Source organism: Entomohabitans teleogrylli, assembly GCF_001484765.1.
In the GTDB taxonomy this organism is placed as follows: domain Bacteria; phylum Pseudomonadota; class Gammaproteobacteria; order Enterobacterales; family Enterobacteriaceae; genus Entomohabitans; species Entomohabitans teleogrylli.
Genome location: NZ_LLXO01000012.1, coordinates 208,584 through 227,053 on the forward strand (window position 1 = coordinate 208,584; position 18,470 = coordinate 227,053).

The following is an 18,470-nucleotide window of genomic DNA, read 5'->3' on the forward strand; positions in this document are numbered from 1 at the left end:
ACCGGCGGTAAATCGCAGTCAGCGGGCGACCTGCTTCTGGTAGCGCACTGGCGTGATGCCATAGCGCCGGGTAAAGGCCCGGGTCAGGTGCGACTGATCGGTCAGACCTGTCGCCGCGGCGACTTCTGCCGCCGCCATGCCGTGGCTGAGAAACTGTTTAGCGCGCCACAGGCGGATGGCCATCAGCATTTGATGAGGGGTCACGTGGTAGTGGTGTTTAAACTGGCGCTGAAAATGCCAGGGGCTGAGCGATGCCACATCGGCCAGCGCCTGTAAAGAAATGGGCTGCATATAGTTATCGTGCAGATACTCCCGCACCCGGTCAAAGCGGTGCGGCGCTTCAGATGGCAGCGTTTTTCCCTGACGGGCGCAGGGGCGGATGGTCTCTACCAGGTTGAGCAACATGCTCTGCTGCGCCAGCAAATCCGGGGTATGCCAGAGTCCGTTGATCAGGTTCAGCAACTGGCGGGCGCGGCGCGGATCGTGGCGCACCACGTCGCTGAACCACCAGTTTGCTTCGCCGGTTAGCTGTTGCAGCATTTCCGGCTCCAGATAGATCATCCGGTAGCGCCAGCCGTCGGCGGTTTCCGCCTCGCCGGTATGCAGTTCATCGGGATTCATCATCACCAGCGAATTGGCGGCGGCGACGTGACAGGCGCCGCGATAGCGAAAACGTTCGGCGCCGTACTCGATAGCGCCGATGCCGAACGCCTCGTGGGTATGGGGTTCAAAGGCATAGCGGGAAATATGGGCGTGATACAGCTCCACGCCCGGCAGTTGCGGCAGATGCCGAAAACGGGCGCTATCGCGCTCATCGATAAACTGCTCCGGAACCCCTTGCACCCGTGTTTCTCCACGTCAGGACATCCCCTTATTATAGGGATGTCCTGATACGGCGCTATCGATAATCGCCGCCATCAGCCATGCAGGCTGGCGCGCAGGCTCTCCGCCATCGGCGTGGTGGGGCGCCCGATCAGCGCGCTGAGCTGGCGGCTCTCGTCAAACAGACCGCCCCGGGCGGCGCCGGCATCGGAATTCGCCAGCATCGCCGCCAGCCCTTCCGGCAACCCGGCGCCGAGCAGGGCGGAGCGGAAATCCGCTTCTGACAGATTCTGATAAGTCACCGTCTTACCACTCTGACGGCTGACTTCGTCAGCCAGTTCGCTCAGCGTCCAGCCCTCATCGCCGGCCAGCTCATAAACTTTTCCGGCCTGGTGTTCCAGCTTCAGCACTTTGGCGGCCGCGGCGGCATAGTCGGCGCGCGACGCGGAAGCGATGCGCCCTGTGCCGGCGCTGCCGATAAAGACTCCGTGCTGCAGCGCCGCCGGAACGCTGGCGAGATAGTTTTCGGTATACCAGCCATTGCGCAGCAGCACCCGGTCAATGCCCGATTCTGCCAGCAGTTTTTCCGTCGCGATATGTTCCGTCGCCAGCCCCAGCGGGGAACTGTCGGCGCGCAGCAGGCTGGTATAAGCAATCAGTTTAACCCCCGCCTGCTGCGCCGCGCTTATCACGTTGCGATGCTGCTCAGTGCGCTTGCCGACTTCGCTGGAGGAGATCAGCAGCAGTTTCTCCACCCCCTGCAGAGCCTCGGTCAGCGCGCCAGGATCGTTGTAGTCCGCCTGGCGGGCCTGAACACCACGGGCACTCAGGTCGGCGATCTTTTGCGGCTGGCGAACGATGGCGACAATTTCAGCTGGTGCGGTATCGCGCAGCAGGTTGTCAATGACCAGCCGACCCAACTGGCCGGAAGCACCGGTAATAGCAATCATGTGAACTCTCCCGTATTGGTATCTGTTGCCGCACTCTAACAACAATGCTAACTTTTAGTAAGTACGTACAAAAAGGTTAGTATGGAAATTGCTATCATGAGCGAAAATGTCATACCGCTGAGCGAACAACTGCGCAGCGGCAATTTATTTGCCGGGAAATGTCCGTCCCGGGATGTGTTGAAACATGTCACCAGCCGCTGGGGCGTGCTAATTCTGGTGGCGCTGCGCGATGGTACCCACCGTTTCAGCGATCTGCGCCGGCGCATTGACGGCGTCAGCGAAAAAATGCTGGCCCAGACGCTACAGTGGCTGGAGGCCGATGGTTTTGTTAACCGGGTGGCTTATCCGGTGGTACCGCCCCATGTGGAGTATAGCCTCAGCGAGCTGGGCTATCAGGTCAGCGATAAAGTCGCGGATCTGGCTGACTGGATTGAGAGCAATTTGCCGCAAGTGCTGGCCTCCCGCCGCCAGACGGGGCAGGAGGCTGAGACGCGTTAGCGCGGCGTGGTCAGGTCGATACGGTAAATGCCGAACCCGATATCGTCGTTGCCGACGAACTGCATCGGGTACTGGCCCTGCTCTTTAATGAAGGCCGCCGCCTTGTCGCCTGGCGATGTTTCAAAACGAATATCCAGCTTTGTGGCGCTGTTAATCGGCGCCAGCCGCCAGTTGTTATCCGCCGCCGGGTGGATTTCTCCCTGGGCTTTAATCCAGTTGGCGAGCACGCTGCGGTTTTCATCCGGCGCATCAAAAGCGATATGACCATCGCCGGTGCCGGCGAATTTCCCGCCGTACGCGCGATAGTTATTGGTGGCGACCAGGAAAGTGGCGTCAGGGTCGACAGGTTTACCGTTGAAGGTCAGGTTCTTGATACGTTCCGCCTGCGGATTTAGCGACTGGCATTCGCCGTCGTAACGGGCCGGCTGGGCGACATCAATCTGGTAATTGACCCCGTCAATCACGTCGAAATTATAGGTACGAAAGCCCTCCCAGTTGAGCAACGACTGCGGCTGACTGCTGGTCGGGTCAATTTGGTTGAACTGCCCGGCGGAACACTCCAGCCACTCTTTGACCTCTTTACCGCTCACTTTCACCACCGACAGCGTATTCGCATACTGGTAAAGATCGGCGGCGTTGCGGAAGGTTAACTGGCCTTTTTCCACCTCGACAAAGCCGGCGGGATCGTTTTTCCTGCCGCCGACTTTAAACGGCGCGGCGGCGGATAACACCGGTAAGTCCGCCAGATCCGGATCGCCCTGTATGTATTTCTTCACATAATCGCGCTGGGCGTTATTTACCACCTGTACCGTCGGGTCGTCCTGAATCAACGCCAGATAGCTGTACATCACGTCACTGCTGCTGCCGATTGGTTGAGCGACAAACTGGCGTGTTCCTTCGTGATCGTGCCTGAGGATTTCGCGCAGCTTATCGTCCTGCGCCGCCAGCGATTTTTTGGCGATCGGATCATAAATCGGCCGCGCTTCGGCCCGGGCGTCGGTCACTTTCCAGCTACCCTGGTCGTTGTTGAGCACCAGATCGACCACCCCCAGATGATCTCCCCACATGCCAGGCATCACCGATGGAACGCCGTTGATAGTGCCTTTTTCCAGATTCACGCCTTTAATGCCGGCAAAGTTTTTACCCGGGAAAACGCCGTGGGCGTGGCCAAACAGAATGGCGTCCACGCCGGGTACTTCGCTGAGGTACCAGACGGAGTTTTCCGCCATCGCTTTATACGGATCGCTGGAAAAGCCGGAATGGGCGATAAGTACCACCAGATCGGCCCCTTTAGCGCGCATTTCCGGCACATAGTGGTGGGCGGTTGCGGTGATGTCATTGACGGTCACTTTACCGTCGAGATGCGATTTATCCCAGTTGACTATCTGCGGCGGGACAAAGCCGATATAGCCGACGCGCAGGGTCTGAGGTTTCCCGTCGCGATCGGTAACCGGCGTTGCCTTGATGATATAGGGTGTAAACAGCGGTTTTTGGGTTGCGGCGTCGATCACATTGGCGTTCACATACGGGAATCTGGCGCCGGCCAGCGCCTGTTGCAGGTAATCAAGACCGTAGTTGAATTCGTGATTTCCGAGGCTGCCTACCGCGTAGTCAAGGGTGTTCATCGCCTTGTAAACGGGATGCGTCTCACCGTTTTTTAATTTACCGGCGGCAATATAGTCAGCAAGGGGGCTACCCTGGATCAGATCGCCGTTATCGACCAGTACGCTGTTAGTGACCTGTTGACGCGCCGCGTCAATCAGGGTGGCGGTACGGACCAGCCCGAATCGCTCTGTCGGCGTATCTTTGTAGTAGTCGAAATCCATCATGTTACTGTGTAGATCGGTCGTTTCCAGAATGCGGAAATCAACGGTTGCGGCGTTGACAGAGGCGGATACCAGTGCGGCAAGCAGTGTTACGCTAAACTTATTGATCATAACTCATCCCTGGTTGAGAACCTGATAGCAAAAAACAGATGTATTTGCGTTGCAGTTACATACAGAATTGTGAATGTTGCCAGATTATGTATTCAGGAAACCGGAATCGGTTCACAGATAGCGGAAACCGTATTGCTGAGGTATAAAAACCCTATTGGGAAAACAATAGCTTAACCATATCCGCTGTGCGGTTTCTGCAAAATGATGTGAGGTGGACGATGTTAGAAAAAATTTGCCAGTTGGCGCGTGAGGCGGGGGACGCCATCATGCGCGTTTATGACGGAACGCAGCCGCTACAGGCCAGTCATAAGAGCGACAGCTCGCCAGTGACGGCGGCGGATATTGCTGCCCATGCGATCATTATTCAGGGGCTGGCGGCTATTACCCCTGACATTCCGGTTCTGTCGGAAGAAGATCCCCAGGACTGGGAGGTTCGCCAGCGCTGGCAGCAATACTGGCTGGTGGATCCGCTGGACGGCACCAAAGAGTTTTTAAAACGTAACGGCGAGTTTACCGTCAACATTGCGCTGATTGACGCAGGCAAAGCGGTGCTGGGGGTGGTTTATGCGCCAGTACTGAAGGTGATGTACAGCGCCGCGCAGGGCAAGGCCTGGAAAGAAGAGTGCGGAGTGCGTAAACAAATTCAGGTGCGCGATGGCCGGCCGCCGCGGGTGGTTATCAGCCGCTCCCACGTCGACGATGAGCTGAAAGAGTATCTGCAGCAACTGGGGGAACACCAGACCACCAGCATTGGCTCTTCCCTGAAGTTCTGCCTGGTGGCGGAAGGGGAAGCGCAACTGTATCCGCGTTTTGGGCCGACCAATATCTGGGATACCGCCGCCGGTCATGCGGTGGCGGTGGCGGCCGGGGCCCACGTCCACGACTGGCGGGGGCGGACGCTGGACTACACGCCGCGGGAGTCCTTCCTCAACCCCGGCTTTCGGGTCACTATTTACTGAGTAATTGCTGCAGCAGGGTAATCACCTGCTGCACCTCCTGCTGCGAGAGCGCGCCGTCTTTGGCGAACTGCACGCGCCCGTCTTTATCCAGCACGACAATAGCCGATCCGCCGGATTCCAGATGCCATGCGTTTTTGGCGGCGCCGTTACTGTCGACAATAAACTGCGACCACGGATACTGTTTTTTATTGCCCTCGATACTGCTGCGAACAAACATACCGGTGCCGACAATCGCGTCATCGGTGTTGACGATGGTGGTGGTCTGGTAGCGATCGTGCGGCAGGTTAGCAGCCTTAATAGCTTCGACCAGCGCGGCGTTCATCTCTTTGGCCGATGAGCGGCCGGCGATGTGCTGGATGACGCGTACTTTGCCCGGCAGCCGGGCGCTGTTCCATGCCTGGTAGCTGAAGCTATCGTTTTTCAATACCAGCTCCCCCTTGTCGTTAATCCCGATCGGCGGGACGCGCTGATGGGTTTCGAAGTTATGGGCCGCCGCCATCAGCGGCATCAACAGCAGAGAGAGCGCCAGTGTGGTGCGCAGGGTCATAGGTGACTCCTTATTATCGTTGCAGGTGATCGGACCAGATGGTCCCGACTCAAAAAGCATACGTGGTGTTTCCGTGCTTTTCCCGCAATCGCGGTGCCAGTTTGTGCCGGAACGCACACATTCAGAAAAATTCGAATAGTTATACTGATGGCCGTCAGGAACTGAAAAGAAAACTCTGTGGAAGTGTCATCAAAAGGTAAAAAACGTTATGCACACTGGTGTTCTCTGGTTTCCAGGCTATAGTTTTCTGGCAGCAACATTTTGTGTCTTATCGGTAGGTCTGATTGTGGACCTATACAGGCGCAACACTTAGCAGGAGTTAAAAAACAATGAAAATTTTCCAGCGTTACAATCCGCTCCAGGTTGCGAAGTACGTGAAGATCCTGTTCAGAGGACGGTTATACATCAAGGACGTTGGCGCTTTTGAGTTTGATAAAGGGAAGATTTTGATCCCGAAAGTTAAGGACAAGCAGCATCTTGCGGTGATGTCGGAAGTCAATCGGCAGGTTATGCGTTTACAGACCGAGATGGCTTAAACCGCGGCAGGAAGCAAAATAAACCAGCACCCGGACAGGCGTGCTGGTTTCAGTTTAGCGGCTCAGGTCAGAAACGCCCCTGAACCCCGACATGGCCTTCATACCCATCCATTGCACCTTCAAAACTCTTCAGGTACTTAGCATCCATATAGAAAGTGGTTTTTCTGGCCACGCTGACGCCAACGCCTGTTTGCCATCCGATGTTGTCAACATCCGGACGTATTCCGGTGCGGCCCACCTGTACCGAGGGGGCATCGGCGAAGTTGCCTGCCACATCCGCCGTAACCCACGGTTTAAATAACCCGATAGCCTCGTCAGACGCGCGACGCCCTGACTGCGGGCAGGGTTTTTGTGCCTGATGTCAGCGTCGCTATCTGATAATTATTTATTTTCTGCGGAGGGCAGCTCAGGCGGAAATGTCGCCGGACGCGCATCAATACGGGTCACCAGCAACTGGTCAATGCGGTAGTTATCAATATCCACCACTTCAAACTTGTAGCCGGAGAATTTCACCGAGTCAGTACGTTTGGGAATTTTACGCAGCATATACATCATAAAACCGCCAATGGTCTCGTAGTTTCCGGACTGCGGGAACTCGTCGATATCCAGTACCCGCATGACATCGTCGATAGGCGTACCGCCCTCCACCAGCCACGAATTCTCATCGCGGGCGACAATCTGCTCTTCCATCCCCTGGCCGACCAGATCGCCCATCAGGGTGGTCATTACATCATTCAGGGTGATGATCCCGACCACCAGCGCATATTCATTCATGATCACCGCGAAATCTTCCCCGGCGGCTTTAAAGCTTTCCAGCGCCTCCGACAGTGTCAGTGTATCCGGCACAATCAGCGCATTGCGAATATGGACGCCGCTGTTGAGGGCCAGGCTCTGGTTGCCCAGCACCCGGTTAAGCAACTCTTTAGAATCCACATAGCCGACGATATGGTCGATGTCATCCCGACAGACCAGGAACTTTGAATGGGGATGTTCGGCGATTTTGCTCTTCAGGCTCTGTTCGTCTTCGTGTAAATCAAACCAGATGACGTTTTCCCGGGAGGTCATGGAAGAGGGAACGGTGCGCGATTCCAGCTCAAAAACGTTCTCTATCAGCTCATGCTCCTGCTTGCGCAGCACGCCGGCCAGCGCGCCGGCTTCCACCACGGCGTAGATATCGTCGGAGGTGATGTCGTCTTTGCGCACCATCGGCAGTTTGAACAGGCGGAAGATGATGTTCGCCATGCCGTTAAAGAACCACACCAGCGGGCGGAAGACCAGCAGGCAGAAGCGCATCGGATTGATGATACGTAAAGCGACTGCTTCAGGCGCAATCATGCCGATGCGTTTCGGGGTCAGGTCGGCAAACAGAATAAACAGGCCGGTGACCAGCGAAAACGAAATAATAAAGCTCAATTGTTCGGCTAGCTCGGTGGAGACAAAACGCTCCAGCACGCTCTGAAAAGCCGGGGAGAAGGCGGCGTCACCGACAATACCGCCGAGAATCGCCACCGCGTTGAGGCCAATCTGCACAACGGTAAAGAAAGTACCGGGATTTTCCTGCATCTTCAGGATGCGCTGGGCATTGATGTTGCCCTCATCGGCCAGTAGCTTCAGTTTGATCTTACGTGAGGCGGCAAGGGAGATCTCTGAAAGCGAGAAAAATGCGCTGACGCCGATGAGGAAAAGTATTACTAAAATACTGTTTAACATAGTTTATCCGGCCTTCTGGCCAGATCCTCGGAAGGAAAGTTGATGAGTCCGTGTGGTTATCATCCGCAATGATTCGCGTGGCAGGCTGGCGCCGGTTCAGCGGCGTCTCCGTGGGAGCGAACAGCTCAGGCGCCTGCGACGTGAAGCATGACGGAGCATACTTATAACAACCGATCCGCAGGGGAGGGACCGGCGATTTCTCGGGCTAGTATAGCTTAAGCGCGGGCGGTGCTGCCAGAGGGGCGGCTCGCCACCGGACGCGACGCCCGTAAAGGAGGGGAGGAGCGAGGATGGCTGCCGGCAAACGGGCATGAAAAAGCCGGCCCGTTACCGGCGCCGGCGTGTCGATTTATGGCAGCTTTCAGCCGGCAGTCGCCGTTTCCGGCGGCAGGCAAACGCCGATACCACCGATACCGCAGTAGCCGTAGGGATTTTTATGCAGATACTGCTGGTGATCGTCTTCCGCATAGTAAAACGGGCCGGCGGGGGCGATTTCAGTAGTGATATGACGTTCATCCCCCGATTTAGCCATCGCCTGCTGGAAGCGCTCCAGGCTGGCGCGGGCGGCCTTTTCCTGCTCCGGCGTCAGAGTATAAATCGCCGAACGGTACTGGGTTCCGCTGTCGTTCCCCTGGCGCATGCCCTGGGCCGGATCGTGATTCTCCCAGAACACATGCAGTAACTGCTCATAGCTCACGATGGCGGGATCAAAAACCACGCGCACCGCTTCCGTGTGACCGGTCTGGCCGGAACACACTTCCCGATAGGTTGGATTCGGGGTATAGCCGCCGGCATATCCCGCCGCGGTGCTGTAAACCCCGGGGAGTTGCCAGAACAGACGCTCCACGCCCCAGAAGCAGCCCATGGCAAAGATAGCCGTTTCCATGCCCTGCGGCACGTTAGTCATCGAATGGCCATTAACGGCGTGTAATGTCGCGACAGGCATCGGCGTGTTACGGCCGGGTAACGCCTCTGAGGGGGGTACAAGGTGCGATTTATCAAACAAGCTCACAGTCAGGGCCTCCCGGTGAAATGAGAAAATTCCGAACAACCGTTGCACGGTTGTAACCAGGCGTGTAATTGCAGAGAATACTTCGGCAAAATACCGCTAGATTTAAACATAAGAGATATTGAGGCCCCGGGCCACTTTTCAACCCGACTATTGGGTTTTCTTGTGCCGCAACGCGGCAGGATAGAACTTCCCTCCAGGGGGGCGGGAACAAGGATATTCAGGAGAACACGTGCCACGAATCCATAGATTATTCCTTGCCGGCTTATGCCTGGTGAGCGGCATGGCCGACGCGGCCAACGTGCGTCTGCAGCTCGAAGGGCTGACCGGCGAACTGGAAAAAAACGTACGCGCACAGCTTTCAACGATTCAGAGTGACGAAGTGACGGCAGACCGGCGTTTTCAGGCGCGCGTGGATGATGCGATCCGCGAGGGGCTGAAAGCGCTGGGATACTATGAACCGACCATCACCTTTGATCTGCGTCCGCCGCCGGCTAAAGGCCGTCAGGTGCTGGTGGCGAAGGTCTCTGCCGGCGAGCCGGTGCTGATCGGCGGTACCGATGTGGTGCTGCGCGGCGGCGCCCGCACTGATGAAGACTATCTGGCGCTGCTCGGCAAGCGGCCGGCTATCGGTACGGTGCTTAACCACAGCGACTACGACGATTTTAAAAAAGGGCTGACCAGTGTCGCCCTGCGTAAAGGCTATTTCGACAGCGAATTTAATAAAAGCCAGTTGGGTGTCTCTCTGGAGCGCCGTCAGGCATTCTGGGATATCGATTACGACAGCGGTCAGCGCTATCGCTTCGGCGCGGTCACCTTTGAAGGTTCGCAGATTCAGGAAAGCTTCCTGCAGAATCTGGTCCCCTTTGAGCCCGGCGATGAATACTCTTCCGCCGATCTGGCGGAACTGAACCGCCGGCTGTCCGCCACCGGCTGGTTTAACTCAGTCGTGGTGGCGCCGGAGTTTGAAAAATCCCGCCAGACCAAAATTTTGCCGCTACACGGCGTGGTGACGCCGCGCACGGAAAACTCCATTGAAACCGGCGTCGGCTACTCTACGGATGTTGGACCGCGGGTCAAAGCCACGTGGAATAAACCGTGGGTGAACTCCCGGGGCCATAGCCTGACATCGAGCATCAGCCTGTCGGCGCCGGAGCAGATCCTCGATTTCAGCTATAAAATGCCGCTGCGCAAGAGTCCGCTTGAGCAGTATTACCTGGTTCAGGGGGGTTACAAACGTACCGACCTGAACGACACCAAAGCCGATTCCACCACCCTGGCGTTGTCTCGCTACTGGGAGTTGTCCAGCGGCTGGCAGCGGGCGATTAACCTGCGCTGGAGCCTCGACCACTTTACCCAGGCAAACGTTACTAACACCACCATGCTGCTGTATCCCGGCGTTAGCCTGAGCCGCACCCGCTCGCGCGGCGGCCTGATGCCCAACTGGGGCGATTCTCAGCGCTATTCCGTGGATATATCGGACACCACCTGGGGATCCGATGTGGACTTCCTGGTGTTGCAGGCCCAGAACGTGTGGATTCGTTCGCTTTACGAACGCCACCGCTTTGTGGCGCGCGGCAACCTCGGCTGGATTGAGACCAACGACTTTGACAAAGTACCGCCGGACCTGCGTTTCTTCGCCGGTGGCGATCGCAGTATTCGTGGTTACGACTACAAATCCATTTCACCGAAAAATGACAACGGTAAGCTGACTGGCGCCTCGAAGCTGGCCACCGGATCGCTGGAGTACCAGTACAACGTGACCGGTAAATGGTGGGGGGCGATGTTCGTGGATGCCGGTGAAGCGGTCAACGATATCAAAAAGAGCGATTTTAAAACCGGCGCCGGCGTCGGCGTGCGCTGGCAGTCGCCGGTAGGTCCGATAAAACTCGATTTCGCAGTGCCGGTGGGCGATAAAGACGAGCACGGTTTGCAGTTCTACATCGGTCTGGGGCCTGAATTATGAGTTTATGGAAGAAGATTACCCTCGGAGTACTGACCGTACTGGTATTACTGCTGTGCAGCGTGGCGTTTTTGCTCGGGACCAGCACGGGTCTGCAACTGGTTTTTAAAGCGGCCAATCGCTGGGTTCCGGGGCTGGAAATCAGCCAGATGACCGGCGGCTGGCGCGATCTGACTATCCAGGGGCTGCGCTATCAGCAGCCGGGGATCGACGTTAACGCCGGACGTATTCATCTTGAGGTGAAACTCAGTTGCCTGACCAGCAGCAGCCTGTGCGTGAATAATTTCTCGCTGTCCGATGTTAATGTGGCGGTGGACAGCAAAAAAATGCCGCCTTCCGCGCCGGTCGAGGAAGAAGACAGCGGGCCGCTCGATCTCAGTACTCCTTATCCCATTACCCTGAGCCGGGTGGCGCTGAATAACGTTAACCTCAAAATTGATGATACGACGGTGTCGGTGATGGATTTCAGCACCGGTCTGAGCTGGGAAAGCCGCAACCTGACGCTGACCCCTACCCGTCTTTCCGGTTTGCTGGTGGCGCTGCCGAAAGTGGCTGAGGTGGCTCAGGAGCAGGTGGTGGAGCCGAAAATCGATAATCCGCAGCCTGATGAACCGCCGCTGGGCGAGACGATGCGCGCCCTGTTTGCCAAACCGCTGCTGCCTGAAATGGCCGATGTCAATCTGCCGGTGAACCTGACCATTGAGCGTTTCCAGGCCGAGCAACTGCGCCTGACCGGCGATACGGATATTACGGTGCGTAGTCTGCTGCTGAAAGTCAGTAGTGTGGACGGCCAGATGCGCCTTGAAACTCTGGACGTCGATTCCAGCGAAGGGACGCTTAACGCGACCGGCAGCGCCGAGCTGCGCAATAACTGGCCGGTGGATATCACCCTTAACAGCACGCTGAATGTCGAGCCGCTGAAGGGTGAGAAGGTGAAACTGAAGATTGGCGGCGCTCTGCGCGATAAACTGGATGTCGGGGTGAACCTTTCCGGCCCGGTGGATATGGTGCTGCGCGCGCAGACTGAACTGGCCGAAGCCGGGCTACCGCTGAATCTGGAAGTTATCAGCCAGCAACTGTACTGGCCGTTTAGCGGCGAGAAACAGTTCCAGGCGGATGATGTGCGGCTGAAGCTGAGCGGCAAAATGACCGACTACACCCTGTCGTTCCGTACGGCGGTGAAGGGCCAGGATGTTCCGCCAGCGACGATTACCCTGGATGCGAAGGGCAATGAGCAGCAGGTGAATCTCGATAAGCTGCGCGTCGCAGCGCTGCAGGGCAATATCGATCTCAGCGCGTTACTCGACTGGCAGCAGGCCATCAGTTGGCGCGGCGAACTGTCCCTGAAAGGGATTAATACCGCGCAGCAGTTCCCGGACTGGCCGGCGAAGCTGGATGGTATAGTGAAAACCCGCGGCAGCCTGTACGGCGGTAGCTGGCAATTAGATATTCCGGAGCTGAAGCTGAACGGTAACGTGAAGCAGAATCCGGTAAAAGTCGAAGGCCAGTTAAAGGGCAATAACTATTTGCAGTGGACTATTCCGGGCCTGCACCTGGCGCTGGGGCGCAACAGCGCCGATGTTAAAGGTGAACTGGGGGAGAAAGCGCTGGCGCTGGATGCCACTATTGACGCGCCGCATCTTGATAATGCGCTGCCGGGGCTGGGCGGTAATGCCAAAGGCGTGATCAAAGTACGCGGCGATGTGAAAGCGCCGCAACTGCTGGCGGATGTGACCGCCAATAATCTGCGCTGGCAGGCGTTGACGATAGCGCGCGTGCTGTTGAAAGGGGATGTCACCTCCACCGATCAAATTGCCGGCAATCTGGACTTACGTGTTGATCGCATCGCGCAGCCGGGGCTGGATATCCGCCAGGTGGCGCTGGAGGCGAAAGGGAATGAGAAACAACACCAGCTCCAGTTAAACATTCAGGGGGAGCCGGTTTCCGGGCAACTGGCGCTGAGCGGCAGCTTTAATCGCGCAGAGGAGCGCTGGCGCGGCGAGCTGACCAACACCCGTTTCGCCACCCCGGTGGGCCCGTGGTCCCAGAGTCGGGCCGTGGCGCTGGATTACCGTAACCAGGAACAGATGATTAGCGTCGGGCCGCACTGCTGGACCAACCCCAACGCTGAACTGTGCGTGCCGCAAACCATTGAGGCCGGCGCTAAAGGCCATGCGGCAATTACCCTTAACCGCTTCGACCTGGCGATGCTCAAGCCGTTTATGCCGCCGGAAACTCAGGCGGCGGGCGTCTTCAGCGGTAAGGCGGATGTTAGCTGGGATAGCACGGCGGATGGGCTGCCTCAGGGGCAGGTCACACTGTCCGGCCGCGGCGTGAAGGTGACTCAGGAGGTTAACGGCGCCGTACTCCCGGTGGCGTTCGATACCCTGAACCTCAATGCCGACCTGCGCAATAACCGCGCCCAACTGGGCTGGATGATACGGCTGGTCAATAACGGGCAGTTTGACGGTCAACTGCAGGTCAGCGATCCGCAGGCGCGCCGTGATCTTGCCGGTAACGTCAACATCAGTAACTTTTCTCTGGGGATGGTGAACCCAATCTTCACCCGCGGGGAAAAGGCCTCCGGAATGCTGAACGCCAGATTAACGCTGGGCGGCAATGCCGCGAGCCCGCAACTGTTCGGCGATCTGCGTCTCAGCGATCTGGATATGGAAGGCAACTTTATGCCTTTCGAGATGCAGCCTAGCCAGATATCCCTGCGTTTCAATGGGATGAATTCCGTGCTGCAGGGGATGGTGAACACCCGGCAGGGGCAGATCAGCCTGAACGGCGACGCCGACTGGAGCCAACTGGAAAACTGGCGGGCGCGTATCGCCGCTAAAGGTAGCCGGGTAAGGATTACCGTGCCGCCGATGGTGCGGCTGGATGTGTCCCCGGATGTGGTGTTTGAGGCGACCCCGAGCCTGTTTACCCTTGATGGCAGCGTGGACGTCCCCTGGGCGCGTATCGTGGTGCATGAGGTGCCGGAAAGCGCGGTAGGGGTTTCCAGCGACGAGGTGATGCTGGATAAAGATCTTAAGCCGGAGAAAGAGCAAACGGCGTCGATTCCGATTAACAGCAATCTTTTGATCCATGTCGGCAATAACGTGCGGCTGGATGCGTTTGGTCTGAAAGCGCGCCTGAACGGGGATCTCAAAGTCGCCCAGGATAAGCAGGGACTGGGGCTGAACGGCCAGATCAATATTCCGGAAGGGCGTTTCCACGCTTATGGCCAGGATCTGATTGTGCGTAAAGGGGAACTTCTGTTCTCCGGTCCGCCGGATCAGCCGATACTCAATATCGAAGCCATCCGCAACCCGGAAGCCACCGAAAACGACGTGATTGCCGGGGTGCGGGTCACCGGCACGGCGGATGAACCGAAGGCGGAAATCTTCTCCGACCCGGCGATGTCCCAGCAGGAGGCGCTCTCTTATCTGCTGCGCGGCCAGGGGCTGGACAGCTCCGGCAGCGACAGCGCGGCGATGACCTCTATGCTGATCGGAATGGGGGTTGCACAAAGTGGCCAGGTTGTGGGTAAAATCGGTGAAACCTTTGGCGTCAGTAATCTGGCGCTGGACACGGCTGGGGTAGGGGATTCTTCCCAGGTGGTGGTCAGCGGTTACGTATTGCCGGGTTTACAAGTGAAGTATGGTGTGGGTATCTTTGATTCCCTGGCGACATTGACGTTACGTTATCGTCTGATGCCTAAGCTGTATCTGGAAGCGGTGTCTGGCGTAGATCAGGCACTTGATCTGCTCTATCGATTTGAGTTTTAGCAATGCGAATATTTGTTTATGGCAGTTTACGGCGCAAACAGGGGAACAGCCACTGGATGACCAACGCTCAGTTGCTGGGAGACCATAGCGTCGAAAATTATGCCCTTTACAGTGTGGGTCATTACCCTGGCGCGGTGCCCGGAGAGGGTTCGGTGTACGGGGAGGTGTACCGTATCGATGCTTCCACGCTCGCTGAACTTGACGCGTTGCGCACCAAAGGTGGTGAATATTCACGGCAATTGATTCAAACGCCTTACGGGAGTGCATGGATGTACGTGTATCAGCGTCCGGTAGCAGGGTTACCGCATATCGAAAGCGGCAACTGGCTGGACAGGGATAAATCAAAATCATGATGACAGGACGCCACCTTCGGGTGGCGTTTCTGTTACTGGCACGACATAAGGGATATCTGGTACCGCGGTTCAGGGTTAATTCAGCGCGGCGGTATGGTAATGAGTGAGACGTGTATAGCGCGGCAGACGAACAAAGCTATCGCGCCACGGGGCGAAAACCGGTTTGTCCTGCACTTCCTGATAACGCCGCCACGTCTGGCCGCCGTCGCGGGACAGATACAGATGCGCGCCGTCGCCAATACCTTTCTCCAGCGCCAGCACGGTCCGGCCGGCATAAATTTCCCCCAGCCTGTCAATATGTTCCATAACCAGCCTGAGGCTATCGTCGCTTTGCAACTGATACAGACCGTAACGCGTTGGCCGATCGCTGGGCCGGGTAAGGAAAATCTCCCCCTGCGGCGATTGCGCGAGGCTGTGGATATCGGTAGCGAGTAGACGTTCCTGGCTGTCGGAAATGATCTGGTAAAGAAAACGCCGATCTCCCCGGCCATCCGGCAGCGAAACGGTGATGTCCGCCAGTAACCGTTGGTGGTTATCCAGGTACCAGTGCAGGCGATACAGCGTGACCCCCGGCTCGCTGGCGCGGGTGGCAAGAATGTTGTTGCGCCTGAGCAGCGGGCGAATGTCCGCCATGGTTTGCCAGCTTTTCCCCCGGTCAGCAGAGACAGACAGCGTGTAGTTACCGGCCGCCCACAGTTTTCCGGCATCATCGAAGGCAATCAGCTTCTGCGGGTCAATCCGCGCTTCGCTGTCTGACTTCGGGAACTGCCATTCCGCCAGCGGCTGCCATTTTGCTCCGCCATCCGGGCTATACCAGGCGGCGCTATCATAGTTGAAGGGGTTGGTAAGGATCAGGATGCACTCGCCCCGCGGCGCACAGACCCGGGAGTGGACATCCCCCAGCCACTGAGCCGCCAATTGCAATTTCCCCTGATTATCCAGATGCATGATGCTGGTCAGCGTTGGGTTGAGCCGGTCTGGCTGGTTATAACGATTGAACACCTCAAACTGGTTCTGCGTATTGCTTATCAACTGATCCGGCGGCGCCAGACGGGCATTCAGCAACCGCGGCATCAGCGGCTCAAGCCGCGACAGGGGGGGGCGTAGTGGCGGATGACTCGCCGGCGATCGCGGTCAAGCTCGTAATTTTCGACGCTGAACAGCGGCTCGCTGCTGAGAAGCAGGGCGCCATCTTTAAAACTGTTGATAGTCAACTGCTCTGATTTTATCGGCACCGGACTACTGACCGGCTGCGCTTGCCACGGTACTTTGGGCAGAAACAGGTTAAAGATAAACATCCCGGACCAGAGAAAAGCGGCGAGGGTTACCAGCGCCAGAAACAGCAGCCGGCGTTTCAGGGTGTTAAACATTAGGCCAACTCCCGGATAATCACGCTGGCCCCGGCCTGGCCGGTAAAACGGTGGATTACGCCGCGCAGGGTAAACCAGTCGTCGACGCCGGAGGACAGAACCCGGGTGGCCAGAAATGCCAGCTCAAGAAAAACCAGAATACTGCCAACGCACAGCAGCGAGAGAGCAAACAGGTCCAGCACCATTGCGGCGGATTTCCAGCTATCCAGGAGCGCCAGCGAACCAGAGGTCAGCGTCTCATACAGCTCCATACCGAGCACGATTAATGGCAGGAAGAGGGAAAAGCCGTACAGTAATTTATACATCAGCGCCATCTGCCGATCACCGGGATGAAGAACGTGGTTTTTCAGGTACAGGCCGCCATCGCTGGCGTTATACAGGGCCTGAACTTCATGGTCGCTACGGCGCCAGACCGCGACGACATGGTCATCGCTGGCGATAAACGGTGGATGGCGGCGGCGGAAAATGGGGTGTAGCTGCTGGACGAAATCGATAATTTGCCAGTGCAGGGATAAGGGGGTGCCGTCGCACTGGAATGACACACCGTGATAATCGCGCTGAAAACGCCCGCTGCCGCGCGACCAGGCGCTGAAATGGGGATTTTTGACTTGCCCTTCCACAACGCGATAGCGATCCGGCAAAACGGCATCCCGGAGAAACGGGATCAGGCGCTGCCGGGCGGCGCCCGGCGCAGTACCCGGCTGCTGGCAGAAAGCGTAATTCCCCTGCCTGGCCAGCTCGAGCTTGTTCAGCAGATCGCGCATCCCCGGGTGTAGCGCCAGGGCGCCGCGATGCAGCAGCATGGCGAGTCCAATACCCGCCGCCATCAGCCCCGCCAGGGCGATCAGGGTGCAGACGATCGCCAGCCAGACATTCTGGTAGGTAAACATCGGCCAGACGGCGGCGGCGCAGACCAGAGAGCCTGCCAGCAGCAGCAGGAACTTATTGGTTAAAGGCTCTCTGGTATGCCCCTGTTCGATCAGGGTAGCGCCATCGCTGAGCCAGTGGATCCAGTAACTGCCATCCTGCATCCGGTGGGCGCCGATATGCAGCGGTCCGCCAGTTTTCAGGCGCGAGAAGCGTTCGGGATCGCGAAAGAAACGTTTATCGGTGTAGAAGGCCCGATCGTGGCTCGCCAGGCGCAGCAGGTTCTGTTGCTCAGATGCGCCAACGCTAAATCCGGTAAAATGCAGTGTGAAGTAATGAATGTTTTTCACGGGATTCCATTCTCCGTGGGGCAGCGACATTCCGTTGTCGCGAACCGGCAGGGCGGAGATAGCCTCCCTGCCGGAAAGTTTTATTTCTTCGCAGCGCGTTCGAAAGAGGAGACGATCTCCGCTTTAGCGGCGTCGGCATTATCCCAGCCGTCAACTTTCACCCACTTACCTTTTTCCAGATCTTTGTAGTGTTCAAAGAAATGGGTGATTTGGGCGCGCAGCAGCTCCGGCAGGTCGTTCACATCTTTGATGTGATCGTACTCTTTGCTCAGTTTGGTGTGCGGTACCGCAACCAGCTTGGCGTCTTCGCCGGCTTCGTCGGTCATTTTCAGTACGCCTACCGGGCGGCAGCGCACTACTGAACCCGGCTGCAGCGGGTATGGGGTCGGCACCAGCACGTCAACCGGGTCGCCGTCCAGAGACAGAGTGTGGTTGATGTAGCCGTAGTTGCACGGGTAGAACATCGCTGTCGACATGAAGCGGTCAACAAACAGTGCGCCGCTCTCTTTGTCGATTTCGTATTTGATCGGATCCGCGTTAGCCGGGATTTCGATGACAACGTAGATATCTTCCGGCAGATCTTTGCCTGCGGGAACGTTGAGTAAACTCATGTCTGTTTCCTTTACGAGTGTGGCAAACAAGTGCCGGGTATTATAGCCAACTGAAACTGAATGTCCTGCTCTGTTTTTTGTCGTCTTGTGGTTTGGCGGCGCGTTCAGAGCGCTTTTTGCAGGCTAAAAATCCATAACTCCGACAGGTTTATGAATAAAAATATGAAAACGTTTTCATTCTGAAAAATCTACTGTTGCGCCATTGAAAAAAA

17 protein-coding genes are annotated in these 18,470 nt (G+C 57.1%); 6 read left to right on the forward strand and 11 right to left on the reverse strand.

Annotated elements, in window-relative coordinates; translation table 11 throughout:
- Positions 1-18 precede the first annotated feature (18 nt).
- Together AQ981_RS15035 and AQ981_RS15040 are read right to left on the reverse strand one after the other, a co-directional pair.
- On the reverse strand, positions 19-843 hold the full coding sequence (locus AQ981_RS15035; protein ID WP_058912555.1) for an AraC family transcriptional regulator: 825 nt from the start codon (positions 841-843) through the stop codon (positions 19-21).
- Positions 844-917: 74 nt separating this feature from the next.
- Positions 918-1,772 (reverse strand): SDR family oxidoreductase, encoded by an 855-nt coding sequence (locus AQ981_RS15040; protein WP_058912556.1) that lies wholly within the window; start codon positions 1,770-1,772, stop codon positions 918-920.
- Between the two features lie 96 nt (positions 1,773-1,868).
- Between AQ981_RS15040 and AQ981_RS15045 the strand changes: the two genes are divergently transcribed.
- Complete coding sequence (locus AQ981_RS15045) at positions 1,869-2,270, forward strand: winged helix-turn-helix transcriptional regulator (protein ID WP_058912557.1); 402 nt, start codon at positions 1,869-1,871, stop codon at positions 2,268-2,270.
- Here the strand turns inward: AQ981_RS15045 and AQ981_RS15050 are convergent.
- Complete coding sequence (locus AQ981_RS15050; RefSeq protein ID WP_058912633.1) at positions 2,267-4,204, reverse strand: bifunctional 2',3'-cyclic-nucleotide 2'-phosphodiesterase/3'-nucleotidase; 1,938 nt, start codon at positions 4,202-4,204, stop codon at positions 2,267-2,269. The two genes, AQ981_RS15045 and AQ981_RS15050, sit on opposite strands and share 4 nt — an antisense overlap.
- Before the next feature lie 221 nt (positions 4,205-4,425).
- On the opposite strand from AQ981_RS15050, the gene cysQ reads away from it, so the two are divergent.
- Complete coding sequence (cysQ, locus tag AQ981_RS15055) at positions 4,426-5,166, forward strand: 3'(2'),5'-bisphosphate nucleotidase CysQ (protein ID WP_058912558.1); 741 nt, start codon at positions 4,426-4,428, stop codon at positions 5,164-5,166.
- Here the strand turns inward: cysQ and AQ981_RS15060 are convergent.
- On the reverse strand, positions 5,156-5,713 hold the full coding sequence (locus AQ981_RS15060) for a YtfJ family protein (RefSeq protein WP_058912559.1): 558 nt from the start codon (positions 5,711-5,713) through the stop codon (positions 5,156-5,158). The two genes, cysQ and AQ981_RS15060, sit on opposite strands and share 11 nt — an antisense overlap.
- 329 nt (positions 5,714-6,042) lie before the next feature.
- On the opposite strand from AQ981_RS15060, the gene AQ981_RS15065 reads away from it, so the two are divergent.
- Positions 6,043-6,249, forward strand: a complete 207-nt coding sequence (locus tag AQ981_RS15065; RefSeq protein WP_058912560.1) for a DUF1107 domain-containing protein — start codon at positions 6,043-6,045, stop codon at positions 6,247-6,249.
- A 67-nt stretch (positions 6,250-6,316) separates the two neighbouring features.
- On the opposite strand, the gene AQ981_RS15070 is transcribed toward AQ981_RS15065, so the two are convergent.
- The 3 genes from AQ981_RS15070 to msrA form a co-directional block, all read right to left on the reverse strand.
- A complete protein-coding gene (locus AQ981_RS15070) occupies positions 6,317-6,556 on the reverse strand; it encodes an autotransporter outer membrane beta-barrel domain-containing protein (RefSeq protein WP_121500673.1) in 240 nt (79 codons plus the stop codon).
- Positions 6,557-6,630: 74 nt separating this feature from the next.
- A complete protein-coding gene (gene paeA / locus AQ981_RS15075) occupies positions 6,631-7,959 on the reverse strand; it encodes a polyamine export protein PaeA (protein ID WP_058912562.1) in 1,329 nt (442 codons plus the stop codon).
- 361 nt (positions 7,960-8,320) lie between these two features.
- Positions 8,321-8,971, reverse strand: coding sequence for a peptide-methionine (S)-S-oxide reductase MsrA (gene msrA, locus AQ981_RS15080; RefSeq protein WP_058912563.1), 651 nt, complete (start codon positions 8,969-8,971; stop codon positions 8,321-8,323).
- 280 nt (positions 8,972-9,251) lie between these two features.
- Here msrA and tamA point away from each other — a divergent pair, with 280 nt between their 5' ends.
- From tamA to AQ981_RS15095, 3 genes are read left to right on the forward strand one after another with little or no spacing between them, the layout of a single operon-like run.
- On the forward strand, positions 9,252-10,934 hold the full coding sequence (gene tamA, locus AQ981_RS15085) for an autotransporter assembly complex protein TamA (RefSeq protein ID WP_249226321.1): 1,683 nt from the start codon (positions 9,252-9,254) through the stop codon (positions 10,932-10,934).
- Positions 10,931-14,707: an autotransporter assembly complex protein TamB gene (tamB, locus tag AQ981_RS15090; protein WP_058912565.1), complete on the forward strand. Its 3,777-nt coding sequence runs from the start codon at positions 10,931-10,933 to the stop codon at positions 14,705-14,707. Before tamA ends, tamB begins: the two co-directional genes overlap by 4 nt.
- A gap of 2 nt (positions 14,708-14,709) precedes the next feature.
- Positions 14,710-15,060 (forward strand): gamma-glutamylcyclotransferase family protein, encoded by a 351-nt coding sequence (locus AQ981_RS15095; protein ID WP_058912566.1) that lies wholly within the window; start codon positions 14,710-14,712, stop codon positions 15,058-15,060.
- A 75-nt stretch (positions 15,061-15,135) separates the two neighbouring features.
- Here the strand turns inward: AQ981_RS15095 and AQ981_RS15100 are convergent, their stop codons facing one another.
- The 4 genes from AQ981_RS15100 to ppa all read right to left on the reverse strand — a co-directional run bounded on the left by AQ981_RS15100 (position 15,136) and on the right by ppa (position 18,258).
- The gene (locus AQ981_RS15100) at positions 15,136-16,134 is read right to left on the reverse strand and encodes a beta propeller repeat protein (RefSeq protein WP_058912567.1); all 999 of its coding nucleotides are present in this window, start codon (positions 16,132-16,134) and stop codon (positions 15,136-15,138) included.
- Complete coding sequence (locus tag AQ981_RS15105) at positions 16,134-16,430, reverse strand: hypothetical protein (protein WP_058912568.1); 297 nt, start codon at positions 16,428-16,430, stop codon at positions 16,134-16,136. The genes AQ981_RS15100 and AQ981_RS15105 overlap by 1 nt, the downstream gene beginning before the upstream one ends.
- Entirely contained in the window at positions 16,430-17,647 is a 1,218-nt protein-coding gene (locus AQ981_RS27315) for a hypothetical protein (RefSeq protein WP_071608910.1), read from the reverse strand. Before AQ981_RS27315 ends, AQ981_RS15105 begins: the two co-directional genes overlap by 1 nt.
- A gap of 80 nt (positions 17,648-17,727) precedes the next feature.
- Complete coding sequence (ppa, locus tag AQ981_RS15115) at positions 17,728-18,258, reverse strand: inorganic diphosphatase (RefSeq protein ID WP_058912569.1); 531 nt, start codon at positions 18,256-18,258, stop codon at positions 17,728-17,730.
- Between the last annotated feature and the right edge of the window lie 212 nt (positions 18,259-18,470).

Bases quoted from the DNA above. Each gene is read 5' to 3' on its own strand.
- AQ981_RS15040 (WP_058912556.1), bottom strand. From the start codon at position 1,772: ATGATTGCTATTACCGGTGCTTCCGGCCAGTTGGGTCGGCTGGTCATT.
- AQ981_RS15045 (WP_058912557.1), top strand. From the start codon at position 1,869: ATGAGCGAAAATGTCATACCGCTGAGCGAACAACTGCGCAGCGGCAAT.
- cysQ (WP_058912558.1), top strand. From the start codon at position 4,426: ATGTTAGAAAAAATTTGCCAGTTGGCGCGTGAGGCGGGGGACGCCATC.
- AQ981_RS15060 (WP_058912559.1), bottom strand. From the start codon at position 5,713: ATGACCCTGCGCACCACACTGGCGCTCTCTCTGCTGTTGATGCCGCTG.
- AQ981_RS15065 (WP_058912560.1), top strand. From the start codon at position 6,043: ATGAAAATTTTCCAGCGTTACAATCCGCTCCAGGTTGCGAAGTACGTG.
- paeA (WP_058912562.1), bottom strand. From the start codon at position 7,959: ATGTTAAACAGTATTTTAGTAATACTTTTCCTCATCGGCGTCAGCGCA.
- tamA (WP_249226321.1), top strand. From the start codon at position 9,252: ATGGCCGACGCGGCCAACGTGCGTCTGCAGCTCGAAGGGCTGACCGGC.
- tamB (WP_058912565.1), top strand. From the start codon at position 10,931: ATGAGTTTATGGAAGAAGATTACCCTCGGAGTACTGACCGTACTGGTA.
- AQ981_RS15095 (WP_058912566.1), top strand. From the start codon at position 14,710: ATGCGAATATTTGTTTATGGCAGTTTACGGCGCAAACAGGGGAACAGC.
- AQ981_RS15100 (WP_058912567.1), bottom strand. From the start codon at position 16,134: ATGCCGCGGTTGCTGAATGCCCGTCTGGCGCCGCCGGATCAGTTGATA.
- AQ981_RS15105 (WP_058912568.1), bottom strand. From the start codon at position 16,430: ATGTTTAACACCCTGAAACGCCGGCTGCTGTTTCTGGCGCTGGTAACC.
- ppa (WP_058912569.1), bottom strand. From the start codon at position 18,258: ATGAGTTTACTCAACGTTCCCGCAGGCAAAGATCTGCCGGAAGATATC.